A 15,441-nucleotide genomic window follows, 5' to 3' on the forward strand; every position below is an offset into this window, starting at 1 on the left:
CCCTACGCGGGGCTGGACGCTGAACGACGGCCGGCAGGCGGCTGAGCGAGCGGCTCAGTGGTTCCGCGGCTGGTCGTCCTTGACGTTGCGCCGCGGAGGCCGGCGCGCAGAGCCGGGAGCGGCCGGCTCGGGGCGGCCCAGCAGCCGGTCGGAGGAGTGCAGTTGCCACGGCACGCTCGTCACCATCACGCCCGGCTTGAACAGCAGCCGCGCCTTCAGCCGGAGCGCGCTCTGGTTGTGCAGCAGGTGCTCCCACCAGTGGCCGACCACGTACTCGGGGATGAAGACCGTCACCACGTCGCGGGGCGAGCGCCGGCGCAGCGTCTTGACGTAGTCGAGCACCGGCTGGGTGATCTCCCGGTACGGCGAGTCGAGCATCTTGAGCGGCACCGGGATGCCCATCCGCTCCCAGTCCTCCTGCAACTGCCGCGCCTCCTTGCCCTCGACGCCCACGGTGACCGCCTCCAGGGTGGACGGGCGGGTGGCGCGGGCGTAGGCGAGCGCGCGCATGGTCGGCTTGTGGATCTGGGAGATGAGCACGATCGCGTGGTTGCGCGCCGGCAGCGTCGCCTCGTCGTACTCCTCGGTGATCTCCAGCTCGGCCGCCACGTTGTCGTAGTGGCGCCTGATGGCCTTCATCATGAGGAACAGCAGGGGCATCGCGATGCACACGATCCAGGCCCCGACCACGAACTTGGTGAGCAGCACGACCACCAGCACCACGCCGGTCATGACGGCGCCGAAGAAGTTGATCACCCGGGAGCGGTGCATCTGGTGCCTGACCCGCAGATCGCTCTCGGTCTTCAGGTGGCGGGTCCAGTGGATGACCATACCGGTCTGGCTCAGCGTGAACGACACGAAGACGCCGACGATGTAGAGGTTGAGCAGGCGGCTGACGTCGGCGTCGAAGCCCCACAGCAGCAGGCAGGCGCCGAGCGCCAGGAGGACGATGCCGTTGGAGAAGGCCAGCCGGTCACCGCGGGTGTGCAGCTGGCGCGGCAGGTAGCGGTCCTGGGCCAGGATCGAGCCGAGCACGGGGAAGCCGTTGAAGGCGGTGTTGGCGGCCAGGAACAGGATGAGCGCGGTGACCGCGGAGATGACCACGAACAACAGCGAACCGCCGCCGAAGACCGCGTCGGCCACCTGCGAGATGATCGGCTGCTGGTGGTAGCCGGGGCCGACCGGGGTGCCGTCGGGCCGGAGCAGGTCGGTGGCGACCACGGCCGGGTCCGCCACCTTGATCCCCGAGGCCAGGCCCAGAGCGATGATGCCGCTGAACATCGTGACCGCGATCAGGCCCATCAGCAGCAGCGTGCTGGCGGCGTTGCGGCTCTTGGGCTTGCGGAAGGCGGGCACGCCGTTGCTGATCGCCTCGACCCCGGTCAGCGCCGCGCAGCCGGTGGAGAAGGCCCGCAGGATCAGGAAAGCGGCGGCGAAGGAGGTCAGGTTGGTCTGCTCGGGCACGATGCCGAAGTCGGCGCTGGGCGCCCGCAACTCGTCGCCGAAGACGAGCAGCCGGAAGCCGCCCCACGCGATCAGCCCGAGCACCGCGATCATGAACGCGTACGTGGGCACGGCGAACGCGACGCCCGACTCGCGCAGCCCGCGCAGGTTGACCACGGTGAGCAGGATGACGATGCCGATGGCGACGGCGGGTTTGTGCGCGGCGACGAACGGGATGGTCGCGCCCACGTAGTCGACGCCGTTGGCCACCGACACCGCCACGGTCAGCACGTAGTCGACCATGAGCGCGCTGGCCACGGTGAGCCCGGCGTTCGGGCCCAGGTTGGTGGTGGCCACCTCGTAGTCGCCGCCGCCGCTCGGATAGGCGTGGACGTTCTGCCGGTAGGAGGCGACGACCGTGATCATGACGACCACGACGGCGAGCGCGACCCACGGGCTGTAGGTGTAGAAGGAGACTCCGGCCAGCGACAGGATGACGAGGATCTCCTGCGGCGCGTACGCGACGGAGGACAGCGCGTCGCTGGCGAACACCGGCAGGGCGAGGCGTTTGGGCAACAGTTGCTCGTGCAGTTGGCCGCTGCGCAGCGCGCGCCCCACGAGGACGCGTTTAAAGAGATCCGTTCCCTTCGCCACGTAACGAGATGGTAGTCCCATCTTCCGGGGCCACAGCCACTACGCTCCCGGTCCGCGCCATACTGGTGTCGAGCAACCGGCCGACCGCGAATTGCGGGGGAGAATGCATATAGTGATCATGGGATGTGGCCGGGTCGGCTCGACTCTGGCGCACATCCTCGAGGACAACGGCCATTCCATCGCGATCATCGATCGCGACCCTCAGGCGTTCCGCCGCCTGCGCGCCGGGTTCCGCGGTCGCCGGGTCACCGGGGTGGGCTTCGACCGTGACGTGCTCACCGAGGCGGGCATCGAGTCCGCGACCGCCTACGTCGCGGTCTCCAGCGGCGACAACTCCAACATCATCTCCGCCCGGGTGGCGCGCGAGACGTTCGGCGTCGACAACGTGGTCGCCCGCATCTACGATCCCCGCCGCGCCGAGGTCTACCAGCGGCTGGGCATCCCCACCGTGGCGACGGTGCGCTGGACCGCCGACCAGATCCTGCGCCGCATCCTGCCCGAGGGCGCCGAGCCGCTCTGGCGCGACCCGACCGGCACCGTGGTCCTGGCCGAGGTCACCGTGCACCCCTCCTGGATCGGCACCCAGGTGCACGTGCTGGAGCGCGAGGCCAGGACCCGGGCCGCCTTCATCAACCGGATGGGCGAGGCGCTGGTCATCACCGAGGACACCGTGGTGCAGGAGGGCGACATTCTGCACGTCATCGCCGCCGAGAGCGACATGGACCGGATCAACAAGCTGCTCGCCGCCGCCCACGAGGAGGAGCACTGATGCGTGTCGCCATCGCGGGAGCCGGCGCCGTCGGCCGGTCCATCGCCGCCGAGCTCCTGGAGAACGGCCACGAGGTCCTGCTGGTCGACATCGACCCCAAGGCCATCAAGATCCACACGGTGCCGCGCGCCGAGTGGCTGCTGGCCGACGCCTGCGAGATCGCCTCGCTGGACGAGGCAGGGCTCAACGACTGTCACGTCGTCGTCGCCTCCACCGGCGACGACAAGGTCAACCTGGTCGTGTCGCTGCTGGCCAAGACCGAGTACGGCGTGCCGCGCGTGGTGGCGCGGATCAACCACCCCAACAACGAGTGGCTGTTCAACGAGTCGTGGGGCGTCGACGTGGCCGTCTCGACGCCGCGCCTGCTGAGCGCGCTGGTCGAGGAGGCGGTGAGCGTCGGCGACCTGGTGCGGCTGATGACGTTCCGCCAGGGGCAGGCCAACCTCGTGGAGCTCACCCTGGCCGACGACGCGCCCGTGGTGGGCCAGCGGGCCGGCTCGGTGCCGTGGCCGGTCGATTCGGCGCTGGTGGCGATCCTGCGCGAGGGCCGCGTGCTGGTGCCCAGCGACGACGACCCGCTGGAGGCGGGCGACGAGCTGTTGTTCGTCGCCAGCCAGGAGGTCGAGCAGGAGCTCGCGCACCTGCTCTCCCGGCACTGACCCCCTGCTCTCCCAGCACTGACCCCCCGTTCCCCCGGCACTGACCCCGCGCCGGGGGTCAGGCCGAGGCGACGGGCGGTTTGATCGGGGTGCGGCCCCTGCCGAGCAGCCAGACCATGGCGGCCAGCGCCGCGACCTGCAGCGGCCAGCCCATCGCGATCTTGGCCAGGCCCAGCGCGGCCACGGCCTCGTCACCGCCGCCGAACAGGTAGACCGGCAGCTGCACCGCCACCCGCACCACGCACGGGAGCATGAGCAGCCAGGTCAGCTTGGTGCACAGCCGGACGATGCCCGGATCCTTGTGCCACCCGGTGGGATCACCGGTGACCGAGCCGATCAGGAACCCGACGAGCGGCCAGCGGGTCACGATCGAGACGAGCATGGCGATCGAGTAGGCGCCGTTGTAGAGGATGCCCGGCAGGAAATAGTCCTTGGCGTCACCGGTGCGGCTGGCGAAGAACGCGCCAATCGCGATGCCGATCAGGCTGTTGACCACGAACTGCGGCGTCGACCGCTGCACCAGCCTGACCACGAGCAGGAGCACCGACAGCGCGATGCTGATGATGAGCGACAGCTTCAGGTCTTCGGTGCTGATCCAGGCCACCGTGAACGCGACCGTGGGCACCGCGGCCTCGATGATGCCGCGCACACCGCCGAACGCCTTGCCGAGCTGGGCTCGAACCGCGGCCTCCACAGTGTCGTGGGCGACGTCTTCCGCCTCGGCACTCACCTGATCAACTCCCTGGGCGCAGTTCGTATCGCGGATTGAACATCACTTTGCGCCCGTCCTGCACGCTGACCAGGCCCTCGGCCTTGACGATGCGGCCGGGCTCGATCCCCGCGATCTTACGACGGCCGAGCCAGACCAGGTCGATCACGTCCGACCCGTCGTAGAGCTCGGCCTCCAGAGCCGGGGCTCCGCCCCGTGGACGCAAGGTGACGGTACGTAGCGTACCGGCCACGCAGAACCGGCGGCGGCCGCCACACGAGGCGATCGGTGTCGCGCCGGTCTGCTCGGCGTCTTTGCGCAGCTCCTGGGCCTCGATCTCGGATTGAGGCGAGGCCAGGCGGCTGAAGAACCCGCGCAGGCCCCCGCGTTTGGGGGGCGGTGCCGTACTCATGATGACTCAGCCTATGCGATGGGACGGTCAGCGAATCTCGCTGATCTCGGGCCCGCGTTTGAACGGGTTGAGGCTGGGCTCCTCGCCCGGCTCGGCCGTCTGGTCGCTGGGCCTGCGCAGGGTGATCGGCTCCTCGCGGGCCATCGGCTCGGCGCCGCGCACGACGACGACATCCCTGACGAAGGCGATGAACGGCGCGGCGACCTCCTCGTCCATGGCGGCCTTGCCGTAGATCACGGCGAGCAGGAACCAGCGCGGGCCGTCGATGCCGAGGTAGCGAGCCGGGCGCGTGGCGCCCTCGGAGGTGATCTCACCGGACAGCTCGACGCCGAACGGGCCCTGCCCCTCCTCCAGCGACGGAGCCTGCTGCAGGATCTTGGTCTTGACCTCGTCCCACAGGCTCATGGACCGGGGCGCGGCCAGCGCCTGCAGTTGGAGCGAGCTGTCCTCGTAGAGCACGACGACGCCGATGTGCTGGTCTCCCACCGAGGCCAGCCGTACGTCGAAGTCGGGGTTGTGCGGCAGCCGGAGGCCGCCGAGATCGATGCGGTCATGGTCGGGGTGGGGCTCGTCGGCGTCCCACGGGCCGGAGGCGCGCATGGGGGCGGAGGTCTCCGCCACGACTGGGTCCGGCTGCTCACGACGGCGACGTCGGAACACTGGTCTCACACTCCCTGGATTAACGTCCTGTTGAACCGAAACCGCCGGCGCCGCGCGCCGAGCGGGGCAGGTCTCCCACCTCGCGGAAGGCGGCCCGCTCCACGCGCTGCAGCACGAGCTGCGCGACGCGGTCACCGCGGCGAAGGCGGAACGGCTCCTTGGCATCGGTGTTGATCAGCGTCACCTTGATCTCGCCCCGGTAGCCCGCGTCGACGGTGCCGGGAGCGTTGACCATGGTGACGCCGTGCCGGGCCGCCAGACCCGAGCGCGGGTGCACGAACGCGGCGTAGCCCTCGGGCAGCGCGATCGCGATCCCCGTGCCGACCACGGCCCGCTCACCCGGCGACAACTCGACGTCCTCGGCCGAGTAGAGGTCGGCGCCCGCGTCGCCCGGATGGGCGTAGGAGGGCACGGGCAGCTCGGAGTCGAGCCGGTGGAGGAGGACCTCCATCGTGCCCTCGGCGGGCGTGTCAACGAACGGGCTGCCGGTCAAGGATTCACCTCGAAGTCGTGGTGCTCGGCGGTGATGGCCTCGGCGTCGCCGTGGCGGGCGAAGTGCTCCATCTCGACCTCGATGAAGAGCGCCGCCGCCCGGACGGCGACCGGGCCGTCGGGGGCGCCGATGCGCCCCTCAGCCTCAAGGTACGCCTTCCGGCCCGAGATGCCGTTGCACCAGGCACGCAGGTGGAGTGTCGTGCCGACGGGAACGGGGAGAAGGAAGTCGGTCTCCAGGCGGCCGGTGACGTAGGGCTTGCGGAACAGCCACACGGACATCCCGATGACCTCGTCCATCGCCGAGGCCAGCACCCCGCCGTGCGCGAGCATCGGCGCCCCCTGGTGGGGCTCCCCCACCAGGAACTCCGCCTCGACGCTGACCCCGTCGGGCGTGAACGCCGAGATGTGCAGGCCGGTCGGGTGGTCGACGCCACAGCCGAAGCAGCCGCTGTAGTGGCTGCCGAGCGCGCTGCCCGGCGCCGGTGCGTCGGGATGCGGCTTCGGAGGTTCGGTGCCCGAGGGCGGGGTGGTCACGGGAGAACGAGTCACGGATGACGAGGTTACTCGGTGTCGGCTGGACGCGGGTCCCTACCTGGTAGGACGGGCAGCGCGGGCGGCCGGTCGGGCTCGGGGCCGGGCTCCGGCTCGGCGGACTCCCCCGGAGGCAGGGCCGGCGGGGCGTGCCGCAGCTCGGGCAGCGCCCGGTAGATCACCGCCGCGACCGGCACGGCCACGGCCGCGCCGGCGATGCCGCCGAGGATGCCCCCGACGGCCAGCACGAGGATGATGGCCAGCGGGTGGAAGTTGAGCGCCCGGCCCACGATGAGCGGCTGCAGCACGTGGTTCTCGAGCTGCTGCTCGACGACCAGGATGCCGACGAACACCAGCGCGTAGACGGGCCCGTTGGCGCCGAGCGTGACGAGCGTGGCGATGGTGCCGGCGAAGAAGATGCCGACGATCGGGATGAAGCTGGCGAAGAAGATCAGCACGGCCAGCGGCGCCCAGAGCGGCACTCCCATGCCGGCCAGCACGATGCCCATGATGACGCCGTGCACGGCGGCCACGGCGACGGTGCCCTGCACGTAGTGGGAGAGCGTGGTCCACGCGGCCCGGCCGGCCCGGTCGACCCGCGGCGACATCGCGCCGAACCCGCGCAGGAACCACGACCAGATCCGGTCGCCGTCCTTGAGCAGGAAGAACGTGACGAACAGCAGCAGCACGATGGACGCGAGCACCTCGAAGGCGACGGCCCCGGCGCTCAGCACGGTGCCGGTGATGGCGGTGCGCTGGGTGTTGACCATGTTGGCGACTTCGTCGACATAGCCGGTGATCTGCGCCTGCTGGAGGTGCAGCGGGCCGGTGATCAGCCAGTTCTGGACGTCACGGGCGGTCGCCTGGACCTGCTGGACCAGGTTGGGGAACTCCTCGGTGGCCCGCGCGCCGACCAGCCACCCGGTGCCCACCAACACGGTGAGGGCGACCAGCATGGTGATCCAGGTGGCGTAGATGGGCCGCATCCCGGCCTTGCGCAGACTGTTGGTCAGCGGGAACAGCAGCGCGGTCAGCAGCAGGGCGACGGCCACGGGCAGCGCGACGAAACTGAGCCGCCCGATGCCGAGGGCGAAGAAGTAGACGACCACGCCGACGAGGATCAGGCACGCCGCCCAGGTGGCCATCTTTGCCAGCACGGGTGGCACGAGCGAGGTGGGGCGGTCGGTGGTCACGCCCTCCAGACTGGCACGTCCCGGGCCGGGATGCGCATGGTTAAAAGATCGGGCCTGGGCAAGGTCACCGAGCCGTGTCACCGTCGTGCCCATGAAGGCTGTGGTCACGCTCGTCAGCGTGCTTCTGACCCCGTTCCTCACCGTCCTCTCGGCTCCACCGGCCGCCGCGGCGGCCGGGTCCGCCTCTGGCGGCGGGCTCGCGCTGGAGGTGCTCTCCAGTCGCGCCGACCAGGTGAGCGGCGGTGACGCCCTGGTCAGGGTGCGAACGGCCCGCGGCGGCCCGGTGCGGGTGCTGCGCAACGGAGAGGACGTCACCCCGGTGTTCCGGGCCGATCCGGGAGGGCGCTCGCTCACCGGCCTGGTGACCGGGCTGCGGACCGGCGACAACACGATCAGCGCCGTGGCCGGGCCGCACCGCGAGACGCTGAGGGTGCGTGACCACCCGATCGCGGGACCGATCTTCTCGGGGCCGCACCAGTACCCGTTCGTGTGCAAGACCGAGCGCACCGGGCTCGGCCGGCCGGTGGCCGACAACCAGGACGGGCAGGGCATGCGCGTGCCGGGCGGCTGGAGCAGGGACTGCTTCGCGCCGGCCGTGACCGACCGGATCTACCGGGCGGCCGACGGCGCCTTCAAGCCGATGCCCGCCGAGCGTCCGGCCGACATGACGACCACCACGCTGCTCGACGGGCGCGTGGTGGACTTCGTGGTGACGCGCGAGCGCGGCGTGATCAACCGGTTCCTCTACTCGATCGCGATGATCGAGGGCGGCTGGAACGGCCGGGCGATCTACCGCTTCGACGGCGGCGTGGCGATCGGCCACGACCAGGGCACGCTGGGCGGCGGCGCGCTCGACCCGTACGGGCTGGGCAAGGGCTACGCGATCCTGCACTCGTCGGGCACCCGCACCTCGACCCACTACAACCTGATCCTGGGCGGCGAGACGGCGCTCATGGTGAAGGAGAGGTTCATCGAGCGGTACGGCCCGCCCCTCTACACGGTCGGCCTGGGCGGCTCCGGCGGCGCGATCCAGCAGTACATCTACGGCCAGAACCACGGCGACCGGGTGATCGACGCGGCCATCCCGCAGTATTCGTATCCGGACATGGTCACCCAGACCATCCACGTGGGCGACTGCGAGTTGCTCGAACGCTACATGGACCACAACCCGCGCTGGGCGAACTGGGACTCGCGCACCGCGCTCATCGGGATGAACGCCAGCGACACCGTGGCCAACCCCTACACCGGCAAGGCCGGGTCCGACGAGTGCGTGGAGGGCTGGCGCGGGCTCACCCCGCTGACCATGAACCCGCTGTGGACCCCCGACAACTCCCCCGAGTGGCAGCAGATGGATCCGCCTGGCGTGAAGGACACGGTCCAGTGGACGCACTGGGACGACCTGCGCACGGTCTACGGCCTCGGCTCCGACGGCTACGCCCGCTCCACCTGGGGCAACGTCGGCGTGCAGTACGGGCTGAAGGCGCTGGCCGACGGCACCATCACGGCCGCTGAGTTCCTCGACCTCAACGCCAGGGCGGGCTCGTGGAAGGAGGCTCGGGACATGGTCCAGGAGGGCTGCCCGTTCACGCCCTCGCTCTGCCCGGCCGAGTTCGACCCGTGGAGCTCGCGCAACATGCGCCTGGGCGACCCGGCGCCGCGTCGCGCCGGGGACCCGGTGGCGATCAGGAACGTCGAGCGCAGCGGGCTGGTCTTCCGCGGCGACATCGACATCCCGGTCATCGACTGGCGCCACTACCTGGAGGACGAGCTCGACATGCACAACTCGCACCAGTCGTTCGCCTCGCGCAAGCGGATGCTGAACCACGACGGCGACGCCGCCAACCAGGTCATCTGGTTCACCGACGCCCGCCCCGACGGCCCCCGGTTCGACCAGGCGCCCGAGGCGCTGCGGGTGATCGACGCGTGGCTGGCGAACATCCGGGAGCACCCGCGGCGCGGGGTGGCGGGCAACCGGCCCGCTGACGCGGTGGACCGCTGCTTCGCCACCGACGGCAGCCAGATCGCGGCCGGCCCGCGCGTCTGGGACGGCATCCTGAACCGGCGCGCCGCCGGCGCCTGCACGGAGAGGTTCCCGCTCTACTCGACCTCGCGCATCGTCGCGGGCGGGCCCATCGAGGGCGGCATCTACACGTGCCGGCTGCAGCCGGTGGCCCGCGCCATCGCGCGCGGGCTCTACGGCGGCTGGCGGCCCACCCCCGCCGAGCGGAGCCGCCTGGAGGCGATCTTCCCGACGGGGGTGTGCGACTACTGACCCTCGGCTACTGGCCCTCGGCCAGCGACACCTGGACGGCGAACTCGGGCCCGTCGAGGAGGACGAACTCCTCGACGTTGCCCGCGCCGCACAGGTCGTCCTGGGCGAGGCGGACGAGCCCGATCTCGGGGCCGATGACGGTCAGGCACGAGACCTCGGCCCGCATCGACAGCTTGGCCTCCGACTTGGCCTTGCGGACCCGCCCGAGCACCTCGGAGACGACCGTCAGCACGGCCGGGTCGCCACCGCCGCGCTCGGCCGCCGGCCAGGCGGCGCGGTGCACGCTGCCCTCACGCCACCACGACCAGACCTCCTCGGTGACGAACGGCAGGAACGGCGCGAACAGCCGCAACTGCACATCGAGCGCCCGGCGCAGCGCGGTGCGGGCCGAGGCCGCCCCGGCGCCGGACTCGTAGGCCCGGGCCTTGACCAGCTCCAGGTAGTCGTCGCAGAACGACCAGAAGAACCGCTCGACGGCCTCCAGCGCCCGCGTGTGCTCGTAGCCGGCGAACGCCTCGGTCGCCTCGCGGACCACGTCGGCCAGGGCGGCCAGCATCGACAGGTCGAGCGGCTCGGTGACCTCGCCACCGCCACCGCCCTCACCCGAGCCCCCGCCCGAGCCTTCACCCAAGCCCTCGCCCAAGCCCTCGCCCGAGCCCTCGCCCAGGCCGAGCACGAACTTGGAGGCGTTGAGGATCTTGATCGCCAGCCGCCGCCCGATCTTGAGCTGACCGGCGTCGAAGGCGGTGTCGATGCCGTAGCGGCCGTTGGCGGCCCAGTAGCGGACCGCGTCGGACCCGTGCCGCTCCAGCAGGTCCATCGGGGTGACCACGTTGCCCTTGGACTTGGACATCTTCTTGCGGTCGGGGTCGAGGATCCAGCCCGAGATCGCGACGTCGCTCCACGGGGCGTCGCCGAACTCCAGGTGCGACCTGACCACGGTGGAGAACAGCCAGGTCCGGATGATCTCGTGGGACTGCGGGCGCAGGTCGGCCGGGAAGACCCGCCGGAACAGGTCGTCGTCGGTCTCCCAGCGGCCCGCGATCTGCGGGGTCAGCGACGAGGTGGCCCAGGTGTCCATCACGTCGGGATCGGCCATGAACCCGCCGGGCACGCCCCGCTGGTGCTCCGCGTAGCCGGGTGGCGTGTCGGAGGACGGGTCGATCGGCAGCAGCTCCTCGGGCGGCGTGATCGGCCGGTCGTAGACGGGCCGGCCGGTCTCGTCGAGGGGGTACCACACCGGGAAGGGCACGCCGAAGAACCGCTGCCGGGAGATCAGCCAGTCGCCCGCCAGCCCGCCGACCCAGTTGTCGTATCTCACCCGCATGTGCGGCGGGTGCCAGCTCAGCTCGCGGCCCCGCTCCAGCAGCCGCTCGCGCAGCTCCGCGTCGCGCCCGCCGTTGCGGATGTACCACTGCCGGGTGGTGACGATCTCCAGCGGCTTGTCGCCGCGCTCGTAGAACTTCACCGTGCGCTGGACCGGCCGCGGCTCGCCGTCGAGGTCGCCGGACTCGCGCAGGAGCTCGACGATCCGTTCGCGGGCGCTGTGGACGGTCTTGCCCGCCAGCTCTTTGTACGGCTCCGCGTCGACGCCCGCCGGCGGCTCGGGCAGCAGCCGGCCGTCCCAGCCGATGATCGGGCGGGTCTCCAGGTCGAGCTCGCGCCACCAGGTCACGTCGGTGACGTCGCCGAACGTACAGATCATGGCGATGCCCGAGCCCTTGTCCGGCTCGGCCAGGTGGTGGGGCAGGACGGGCACCTCGACGCCGAACAGCGGCGTGAGCACCGAGGTGCCGAACAGCGGCCGGTAGCGCTCGTCGTCGGGGTGGGCGACCAGGGCCACGCAGGCCGGGATCAGCTCGGGGCGGGTGGTCTCGATCCAGACCGGGCCGTTCTGGCCGTAGAAGGAGATCCGGTGGAACGCCCCCGGCCACTCGCGGTCCTCCAGCTCGGCCTGGGCGACGGCGGTGCGGTAGGTGACGTCCCAGAGCGTCGGCGCCTCGGCCAGGTAGGCCTCTCCACGGCCGAGGTTGCGCAGGAACGCCCGCTGCGACACCCGGCGGGAGTCGTCGCTGATCGTGGTGTAGAGCAGCGACCAGTCGACCGACAGGCCGACCCGCCGCCACACGGCCTCGAACGCCTGCTCGTCGATGGCCGTCAGCTTGTGGCACAGCTCCACGAAGTTGCGCCGCGAGATGGAGATCTCACGTTTGCCGGGCTTGTCTGGCGGTACGAACTCGGGGTCGTAGGGCAGCGAGGGATCGCAGCGCACGCCGTAGACATTCTGCACGCGCCGCTCGGTGGGCAGGCCGTTGTCGTCCCAGCCGATCGGGTAGAACACCGACTTGCCCAGCATCCGCTGGTGGCGGGCCATGATGTCGGTGTGGGTGAAGGAGAAGACATGACCCACGTGGAGGGAGCCGGAGACGGTGGGGGGCGGGGTGTCGATCGAGTAGATCTCCTCGCGCGCCCTGGACCGGTCGAACCGGTAGGTGCCCTCGCTCTCCCAGCGGCCTACCCATACCTGCTCCAAGCCATCGAGAGTGGGTTTCTCGGGCATGGACGCATGGCGTGGTCGCTGTTGAGTCATGCCTCCTTATGGTACGGCTTCGCGGACCACGAACGCGTTGCAGACTAGGGTTCGTTATCTAGGGGAAGGAGACGCCGCATGGCAGAGGACAAGCCGGATCTGGCCTGGCGGGTCATTGGCGGACTGGTCGGTCTGGCGACCGCGTGGGCGGCCCGGAAGCTCCTCGGGTTCGCCTGGGTGAAGACGACCGGCAAGGAGCCACCCATCGACACCGACTCACCCGAGGTCAGCCTGGGCGAGGCGATCGGTTACGCCGTCGTGATGGGCGTCGGCATGTCCGTGGCGCAGATCGTGGTCAACCGGACCGCCAAGAAGCGGTATGAAGCGTGGCGGACTGTGAAACAGGTGACTCCAGGGCATTGAGAAACTCGTTGGCCCAGCGGTCCACGTCGTAGGTGGTGACCCGGCGCCGCATCGTGCGCATGCGCCGGGTCAGCTCGTGCGGCGTGGCCCGCATCGCCGCCAGGAGCTGGCGCTTGACGTCCTCGATGTCATACGGGTTGACCAGATACGACTGCCGCAGCTCATCGGCAGCCCCGGCGAACTCACTGAGCACGAGTGCCCCGTCCATCGCGTGGCGGCAGGAGATGTACTCCTTGGCGACCAGGTTCATCCCGTCGCGCAGCGGGGTCACGACCATCACGTCGGCCGCCAGGTAGAGCGCGGCCAGCTCCCTGCGGCCGTACGACTGGTGGAAATACTGGATCGGCTGCAGCCCGAGCATCGCGTGCTCGCCGTTGATCCGGCCGACCTGCAGCTCGATGTCGTCACGGAGCCGGCGATACTCCTCCACCCGCTCCCGGCTGGGCGTCGCGATCTGCACGAACACCGCCTCGTTGGGCGCCAGGCTGCCGTCCTTGAGCAGCTCGCCGAACGCCTCCAGCCGCTGCCCGATGCCCTTGGTGTAGTCGAGCCGGTCGACGCCGAGCAGCAGGTGGGCGGGGTCGCCGAGCTCCGACCTGATCTCCTTGGCGCGGGTGATGACCGCCGGGTCGCGCACCATGGTGTCGAGCTCACCGAAGTCGACGGAGATCGGGAAGGCCTGTGTGGTGACGACCCGGTCGTCGAGGAAGATCTCGTTCCCCTTGTACGGCAGGCCGAGCAGCCTGCGGCACAGCCGGCGGAAGTTGGAGGCGCCGCCGGACAGCTGGAACCCCACCAGGTCGGCCCCGAGCAGTCCCTCGACCAGCTCCTTGCGCCACGGCAGCCGCCAGAACAGCTCGACCGGCGGGAACGGGATGTGCAGGAAGAAGCCGATGCGCAGGTCGGGCCGGAGCTTGCGGAGCATGGCGGGCACGAGCTGCAGCTGATAGTCCTGCACCCAGACGACCGCCCCCTTGTCGGCCACCTCGGCCGCGGCGTTGGCGAAACGCTGGTTGACGAGGCGGTAGGCGTCCCACATGTCCCGCTCGAAGACGGGCGGCGCGACCACGTCGTGGTAGAGCGGCCAGAGCGTGGCGTTGGAGAACCCCTCGTAGTAGAGCTCCACCTCCTCGGTCGACAGCGGCACCGAGATGAGGTTCATGCCGTCCTGCTCGAACGGGTCCAGTTTCTCGTCGGCGGCGCCGTGCCAGCCCAGCCAGGCGCCGTGACGGCGCTGCATCACCGGAGCGATGGCGGTCACGAGCCCGCCCGGGCTCCTGCGCCATGAGGCCGTTCCGTCCGGCTCGACCGTCCGATCCACCGGCAAGCGGTTGGCAACGATCAGAAACGAGCTACGGCCACTCACTCAAGTCCTCCTACGACTCTGTCCAGCGTGCACCGCGAGGCGCGGTGCACGGCGGCCGCCACCGGCTCCGGCCCCGCATGGGGAATGATCGCGGCGATGTGAGCGTCGGGCCTGATCAGCCACGCTTCGTCCGGCCTGACGCCGAGTTCGTCGGCCAGGCCACCGGTGCCATCCATCGTCGCGAGCTCGCGGACGGCGAGCGGCGCCCTAGTGACTTTGCCCAAGACCTGGGCAAACAAACGCTAATCGCTCATTCCGCCCACAAGTAGTAGGAAACCGTCACAAAACTGATCTCGCAAGCTCCCGTCCGGCAGCCCAGCACCGGCACCGGCCACCACGTAGGAGGGCGAGCAGCGACCGCTCACCGCGAAGCCGGGCCAGCCACTCACGGGCGACCACGGGGGCCGGCACCTCGAAGCAGAGCAGAACATTGCTCGTCGGCGGGCTAGGAGCCTGATCGGCCCCGTTCAGGAGGCTCTAACCGGCCGCGCTCGGGAGCCGCCGGCAGCTTGATCCGCAGGTCTTCGCGGATGGCCTGGCCGAGCTTCTTGGTCGCCAGCCGGTTGAGCGCGCCGCCGGCGACGGCGCCGGTCAGGAACGGGCCGAGCGTGGTCAGGTGGCGGCCCAGGGTGCGCATGAGGCGGTTGCGCAGCGCGGTCTTGGTGGCCGCGCCGAGCGCGAGCGAGACGGAGGCGGGGGCCAGCGGGTCGACGCCGCGCTGCTTGGACCAGGCAGCGGTGAAGGCGACCGCGCGCTGGGCGCCGGTGCCCTCGACGCGTACGCCGTAGACCTCGTGCAGCTCCGCGAGGAGCTTGACCTCGATGGCGGCGACCACGATCGTCTCTGCGACGAGCTGAGCGGGAGCGGAAAGGAGAAGAGGGGGCGCGGCGAACTGGGCCGCCGCGAGCGCGCCACCGATGGCGCCGACCGTCATGGTGGCCTTCTGGGCGGTGCGGACCAGGTCGTCGGCGAGCTGCTCGCCGGTCAGGCCGTGGTGGTGCTCGGACAGGGTGCGCAGGTCCCGGATGGGGATGCGCGGCGCGATGTTGAGGAAGATGTCGGCCAGCCATCGGCCTCGTCCGGTGCCGCTCTCCTTGGCCCTCCTGGAGGCGGCCGAAAGGGACTGGGCTAGGCGGCCGAGCAGCTTACGCCGCTCGGCCGGCTCCAGCTCACCGGGCTCGGTGAGCCTGCCCACGAGCTCGCCGACCTCCCTGTCGAGGTCGGCCTCCTCCTTGCCCGGTTGCTTGTCCTTATCGGGTACGGCCACGCGAAGCCTCCGTCCGGTGGTGGCGACCGCTCAGGGCCGATCGGCATCGCCGCTTGCC

Annotated in this window: 15 protein-coding genes; 4 read left to right on the forward strand and 11 right to left on the reverse strand. The window is 70.5% G+C overall.

Annotated elements, in window-relative coordinates:
* Positions 1-54: 54 nt before the first annotated feature.
* A complete protein-coding gene (locus tag AB0I38_RS19345; protein WP_358469368.1) occupies positions 55-2,097 on the reverse strand; it encodes an APC family permease in 2,043 nt (680 codons plus the stop codon).
* A gap of 103 nt (positions 2,098-2,200) precedes the next feature.
* Between AB0I38_RS19345 and AB0I38_RS19350 the strand changes: the two genes are divergently transcribed.
* Together AB0I38_RS19350 and AB0I38_RS19355 are read left to right on the forward strand one after the other, a co-directional pair.
* The gene (locus AB0I38_RS19350) at positions 2,201-2,866 is read left to right on the forward strand and encodes a potassium channel family protein (RefSeq protein ID WP_358469371.1); all 666 of its coding nucleotides are present in this window, start codon (positions 2,201-2,203) and stop codon (positions 2,864-2,866) included.
* Positions 2,866-3,525: a potassium channel family protein gene (locus tag AB0I38_RS19355; RefSeq protein WP_358469374.1), complete on the forward strand. Its 660-nt coding sequence runs from the start codon at positions 2,866-2,868 to the stop codon at positions 3,523-3,525. The genes AB0I38_RS19350 and AB0I38_RS19355 overlap by 1 nt, the downstream gene beginning before the upstream one ends.
* Before the next feature lie 58 nt (positions 3,526-3,583).
* Here the strand turns inward: AB0I38_RS19355 and AB0I38_RS19360 are convergent, their stop codons facing one another.
* From AB0I38_RS19360 to AB0I38_RS19385, 6 genes are read right to left on the reverse strand one after another with little or no spacing between them, the layout of a single operon-like run.
* A complete protein-coding gene (locus AB0I38_RS19360; RefSeq protein ID WP_358469376.1) occupies positions 3,584-4,255 on the reverse strand; it encodes a DUF3159 domain-containing protein in 672 nt (223 codons plus the stop codon).
* 4 nt (positions 4,256-4,259) lie between these two features.
* Positions 4,260-4,646: an OB-fold nucleic acid binding domain-containing protein gene (locus tag AB0I38_RS19365; protein WP_358469379.1), complete on the reverse strand. Its 387-nt coding sequence runs from the start codon at positions 4,644-4,646 to the stop codon at positions 4,260-4,262.
* A 27-nt stretch (positions 4,647-4,673) separates the two neighbouring features.
* Positions 4,674-5,267, reverse strand: a complete 594-nt coding sequence (locus AB0I38_RS19370; RefSeq protein ID WP_358469382.1) for a DUF3710 domain-containing protein — start codon at positions 5,265-5,267, stop codon at positions 4,674-4,676.
* A 58-nt stretch (positions 5,268-5,325) separates the two neighbouring features.
* A complete protein-coding gene (gene dut, locus AB0I38_RS19375) occupies positions 5,326-5,757 on the reverse strand; it encodes a dUTP diphosphatase (RefSeq protein WP_358469794.1) in 432 nt (143 codons plus the stop codon).
* Between the two features lie 38 nt (positions 5,758-5,795).
* The gene (locus tag AB0I38_RS19380) at positions 5,796-6,350 is read right to left on the reverse strand and encodes a PaaI family thioesterase (RefSeq protein ID WP_358469385.1); all 555 of its coding nucleotides are present in this window, start codon (positions 6,348-6,350) and stop codon (positions 5,796-5,798) included.
* An 11-nt stretch (positions 6,351-6,361) separates the two neighbouring features.
* A complete protein-coding gene (locus AB0I38_RS19385; RefSeq protein WP_358469387.1) occupies positions 6,362-7,525 on the reverse strand; it encodes an AI-2E family transporter in 1,164 nt (387 codons plus the stop codon).
* A 91-nt stretch (positions 7,526-7,616) separates the two neighbouring features.
* Between AB0I38_RS19385 and AB0I38_RS19390 the strand changes: the two genes are divergently transcribed.
* The gene (locus tag AB0I38_RS19390; protein WP_358469389.1) at positions 7,617-9,797 is read left to right on the forward strand and encodes a DUF6351 family protein; all 2,181 of its coding nucleotides are present in this window, start codon (positions 7,617-7,619) and stop codon (positions 9,795-9,797) included.
* 7 nt (positions 9,798-9,804) lie between these two features.
* Here AB0I38_RS19390 and valS read toward each other — a convergent pair whose 3' ends face one another.
* Positions 9,805-12,387 carry a valine--tRNA ligase gene (gene valS / locus AB0I38_RS19395; protein WP_358469392.1) on the reverse strand — a complete coding sequence of 861 codons (2,583 nt, stop codon included), beginning with the start codon at positions 12,385-12,387 and terminating at the stop codon, positions 9,805-9,807.
* A gap of 78 nt (positions 12,388-12,465) precedes the next feature.
* Here valS and AB0I38_RS19400 point away from each other — a divergent pair, with 78 nt between their 5' ends.
* The gene (locus AB0I38_RS19400; protein ID WP_358469395.1) at positions 12,466-12,750 is read left to right on the forward strand and encodes a DUF4235 domain-containing protein; all 285 of its coding nucleotides are present in this window, start codon (positions 12,466-12,468) and stop codon (positions 12,748-12,750) included.
* On the opposite strand, the gene AB0I38_RS19405 is transcribed toward AB0I38_RS19400, so the two are convergent.
* From AB0I38_RS19405 to AB0I38_RS19415, 3 genes are all read right to left on the reverse strand, one after another.
* A complete protein-coding gene (locus AB0I38_RS19405; RefSeq protein ID WP_358469398.1) occupies positions 12,683-14,116 on the reverse strand; it encodes an alpha,alpha-trehalose-phosphate synthase (UDP-forming) in 1,434 nt (477 codons plus the stop codon). The genes AB0I38_RS19400 and AB0I38_RS19405 overlap by 68 nt on opposite strands.
* Positions 14,113-14,340 carry a hypothetical protein gene (locus tag AB0I38_RS19410; RefSeq protein WP_358469401.1) on the reverse strand — a complete coding sequence of 76 codons (228 nt, stop codon included), beginning with the start codon at positions 14,338-14,340 and terminating at the stop codon, positions 14,113-14,115. The genes AB0I38_RS19405 and AB0I38_RS19410 overlap by 4 nt, the downstream gene beginning before the upstream one ends.
* 221 nt (positions 14,341-14,561) lie before the next feature.
* A complete protein-coding gene (locus AB0I38_RS19415) occupies positions 14,562-15,383 on the reverse strand; it encodes a hypothetical protein (RefSeq protein ID WP_358469404.1) in 822 nt (273 codons plus the stop codon).
* Positions 15,384-15,441 lie beyond the last annotated feature (58 nt).

The organism is Nonomuraea cavernae (assembly GCF_040655715.1).
Taxonomy (GTDB): domain Bacteria; phylum Actinomycetota; class Actinomycetes; order Streptosporangiales; family Streptosporangiaceae; genus Nonomuraea; species Nonomuraea cavernae_A.